This window comes from Pseudomonas sp. PDM17 (assembly GCF_014851985.1).
Taxonomy (GTDB): Bacteria; Pseudomonadota; Gammaproteobacteria; order Pseudomonadales; family Pseudomonadaceae; genus Pseudomonas.
Genome location: NZ_JACVAT010000018.1, coordinates 1 through 3458 on the forward strand (window position 1 = coordinate 1; position 3458 = coordinate 3458).

The following is a 3458-nucleotide window of genomic DNA, read 5'->3' on the forward strand; positions in this document are numbered from 1 at the left end:
CTACCTGACGGGACAGCAGGATGTGCTCGCGGGTCTGCGGCATGGGGCCGTCAGCAGCGGAGCAAACCAGGATCGCGCCGTCCATCTGGGCAGCACCGGTGATCATGTTCTTCACGTAGTCGGCGTGGCCCGGGCAGTCTACGTGAGCGTAGTGGCGTACCGGCGAGTCGTATTCAACGTGAGAGGTGTTGATGGTGATACCACGAGCCTTCTCTTCCGGCGCGTTGTCGATCTGATCGAAAGCGCGAGCGGAACCGCCCCAGGTCTCGGAGCAGACCTTGGTCAGAGCAGCGGTCAGAGTGGTTTTGCCGTGGTCAACGTGACCGATGGTGCCGACGTTTACGTGCGGCTTGTTACGCTCAAACTTTTCTTTAGCCATCTTGACCGCCTCCCGTAAGGAATTGAGAAAGTCACGTCACCATTAAAACAAAGGCAGATATTTTCATATCTGCCTTTGCGAGATGGAGCTCATGAGCGGATTTGAACCGCTGACCTCACCCTTACCAAGGGTGTGCTCTACCAGCTGAGCTACATGAGCAAGACATAAGCAACAAACTTGGAGCGGGTAGCGGGAATCGAACCCGCATCATCAGCTTGGAAGGCTGAGGTTCTACCACTGAACTATACCCGCGGAGCTTGCAGCTCACGCTTGAAAACTGGTGGAGGGGGAAGGATTCGAACCTTCGAAGTCTGAGACGTCAGATTTACAGTCTGATCCCTTTGGCCGCTCGGGAACCCCTCCGAGTGAGGCGGCATTCTACAGCCTGCCACCGCGTTGTCAACTGTTTTTCTTTAAAAAACTTGAGCTTAGCTCTTCGACAACGGCTTCCAGTGTTTGACCTTTTCAGGCCACCCCTGTGAAGCGGGCGCCATTCTATTCAAACTATTGAGGGCTTGCAACGTTTTTACACGGCATTGTTTGTTTTTGCAGTTCCGGGAAATCCGGGGCCAGCTGACGCACCAGGGAATCGTCCACCAGGCGCCCGCTTTCCGCGGCTATCTGCGCCCAGTAATCATGTTGCGAACGAGCAAGTTCGCGCACCAGAGCATCGTAGCCAGCGGTCTTCAGACGTTCGACAACGCTGTCCGCCGAATCCTTGCGCTGGAAAATTCCAAGGGAGATTCCGTCAGTCAGGTCACCCTCTGTAATGATGTAACTATCGATCTTGCGCGCCTGCAGCTCGCGCAGCTGCCACAACGAAGCCTGTCGCGAAGCCAGGGGCGGGAGATAAACCCAGTAATCGACACCAGCAGCGGCATCCACTGTCTGCAGCGAGGCCTGGACATCCAGGCTCAGCAAGCGCTGAACCAGCTGCCGAGCGCGATCTTCCGCAGAGAAGCTGCCCAGGTAGATACACGCAGACGGGGGAGTAACCGCCGGCTTCTCTTCTGCCGGACGGCGCTGGGGCGTCTCAGCAGACTCACTGAGCAGACGAATATTCTTCTGCTCAGCGTGGAACAGACTGAGCGGCGCGATCTCCTTTGGACGGAGAGGCGCCTGCTGTTGGTGCCAGACGTAGTAGAAGACGTTAAGTGCGAGCAGAAAAAGAAAGAACCAACGCATCGATCAGACTCACTCGATCGGACAGGCAAGCGCCAGGCCGAGAAATACCAGATCCGGAAGCACGACAGCACGCGCAGATTCATCCTTGACCAGCTCAGCGTCGCCCCCGGTCAGATAGACAGCACAGTCATCCCCCAGCAGCTTGTTGGCCAGATCGATCTGCTCCCGCACAAATCCGCGCAGCATCAGCACGCAGCCCCGCTCCACCGCCTCTGAAGTTTCCTGGCCTGGCAACAGGTTCTGCAGCGCCTCATGAGCCGCCTCATCGTCATAGCGAATACGGCGGGTGTGGGTTCGCAGCTGGCTACGCATCAGAGGCATGCCGGGAGCTATATAGCCCCCCAGGTGCCTTCCGCCGGCGTCGACGAGATCGGAAGTAACCGCGGTACCAAGATCAAGCACCAAGCAGCCACGCCCGGCGAGGCAATGGCCCGCCACGAGGGCTAGCCAACGATCCATCCCAAGACGCTGATACTCACGGTAGCCATTCAGCACACCGCTCAGCTCGGTCGCCGGCGCAGCAATCTGCACCACAATGGAGAATGCGTTTTCCAGCCCCACACGAAGCGCGTCGGTTTCCTGCTCGCTGCGTACGCTGACCATACGGCAATAGCGAATATCCACCACTTCGCTGGCCTGCAATTGCGCAAGCAGCGCCTGATCGGAATCAGCCACGCCTCCAGCGACAGTCACCAGGTCGTGCTTTCTGACCACCCGCCACTTGATCAGGCTGTTTCCGCAATCCAACTCAAGAATCATCCGACAACCTCAGACTCAGCTCGCCTCCGCTGTAGCTCTGCTCCTTGCCATCCACCAGGAGACGCAGCGCGCCTCTCTCATCGATACCAAGGGCACGCCCAACGATATTATTGGCGACAGTGGACAGCGTGACTTGCCGCCCCTGCCATAGATGAAGGGACTCCCACTCTTCGCGGCTGGCAGCGAATCCTTGCTCGCGATGACGGGAAAGCGCACAGGCAAGCTGCGACTCCAGCGCCTGCAAAAGCTCGTTGCGATCGACCAGCTTGCCGAGAGCCTCTCGCGCCGAGGTCCACGGCTGGTCGATGGCGTCCGCCTTGCGCATATTCACATTGATGCCGATGCCGATGGCAACGCTGCAGATATCTGCAGGATCGCCCGTGAGCTCCAGCAGGATTCCAGCGATCTTCTTGCCCCCCACCAGCACATCATTCGGCCACTTGAGGCCTACGTCCTTCACGCCCAGCGCCTGGATCGCCTTAGCTACCGCAAGGCCAACCACCAGACTCAACCCTTCCAACTCCTGAGCCCCACCGCGCACGGTGATACCCAGGGTGTAATAAAGGTTGGCGCCGAAGGGGCTTTCCCACTGCCGACCTCTTCTCCCTCGCCCAGCGGTCTGCCGCTCACCCAGGATGGCAAACGGCGCTGCGGCGCCCGCAGACAGTCGTCGCAGAACCTCGGCATTGGTAGAGTCGATCGAAAGAAGGACATCGAGAGACCACAGGCCGGAGTCGGACCTGGGCGAGATGATGCTCAAAGGCTCTTCCAGGCGATAACCACGGCCGCGCACGCGCTGCACGACCATCCCGTAGTCACGCTCAAAGCCCTCAAGGCGCTTCCAGACGGCGCTGCGACTTACTCCGAGAAGAGCACCCAGCTCTTCCCCGGAATGAAAGCGGCCATCGCTCAGCAATTTCAGCAAGGTCTGCATATCACCCCCGCAACAGTCAGGCACGCATCATATAGAGGCATGCCCGAATTGCCTACGCAGCGATGCGTCCGAGTTTTCCGCGCGCAAAAGCAAAACCCCCGGCCAGCGATGCTGACCAGGGGCTTTGGGATAGGAGCTTGACGATGACCTACTCTCACATGGAGAAACTCCACACTACCATCGGCGATGCGTCGTTTCACT

4 protein-coding genes and 3 tRNA genes are annotated in these 3458 nt (G+C 58.7%); all 7 read right to left on the reverse strand.

Features of this window, described 5'->3' with window-relative positions; translation table 11 throughout:
* A partial coding sequence (locus IB256_RS30420; protein WP_192404989.1) for a GTP-binding protein occupies positions 1-379 on the reverse strand: 379 nt, incomplete at its 3' end.
* A gap of 83 nt (positions 380-462) precedes the next feature.
* A tRNA-Thr gene (locus IB256_RS30425) sits at positions 463-538 on the reverse strand.
* Between the two features lie 19 nt (positions 539-557).
* Positions 558-631, reverse strand: a tRNA-Gly gene (locus tag IB256_RS30430).
* Positions 632-657: 26 nt separating this feature from the next.
* Positions 658-742: transfer RNA gene (locus IB256_RS30435), tRNA-Tyr, on the reverse strand.
* Between the two features lie 141 nt (positions 743-883).
* On the reverse strand, positions 884-1564 hold the full coding sequence (locus tag IB256_RS30440) for an SPOR domain-containing protein (RefSeq protein ID WP_192296377.1): 681 nt from the start codon (positions 1562-1564) through the stop codon (positions 884-886).
* Between the two features lie 9 nt (positions 1565-1573).
* Complete coding sequence (locus tag IB256_RS30445) at positions 1574-2323, reverse strand: pantothenate kinase (protein ID WP_192296378.1); 750 nt, start codon at positions 2321-2323, stop codon at positions 1574-1576.
* Positions 2313-3257: a bifunctional biotin--[acetyl-CoA-carboxylase] ligase/biotin operon repressor BirA gene (gene birA, locus IB256_RS30450; RefSeq protein ID WP_192296379.1), complete on the reverse strand. Its 945-nt coding sequence runs from the start codon at positions 3255-3257 to the stop codon at positions 2313-2315. The genes IB256_RS30445 and birA overlap by 11 nt, the downstream gene beginning before the upstream one ends.
* Positions 3258-3458 lie beyond the last annotated feature (201 nt).

What these genes read in the sequence shown, in the direction of transcription:
- IB256_RS30440 (WP_192296377.1), bottom strand. Translation starts at nt 1,564, where the DNA reads ATGCGTTGGTTCTTTCTTTTTCTGCTCGCACTTAACGTCTTCTACTAC.
- IB256_RS30445 (WP_192296378.1), bottom strand. Translation starts at nt 2,323, where the DNA reads ATGATTCTTGAGTTGGATTGCGGAAACAGCCTGATCAAGTGGCGGGTG.
- birA (WP_192296379.1), bottom strand. Translation starts at nt 3,257, where the DNA reads ATGCAGACCTTGCTGAAATTGCTGAGCGATGGCCGCTTTCATTCCGGG.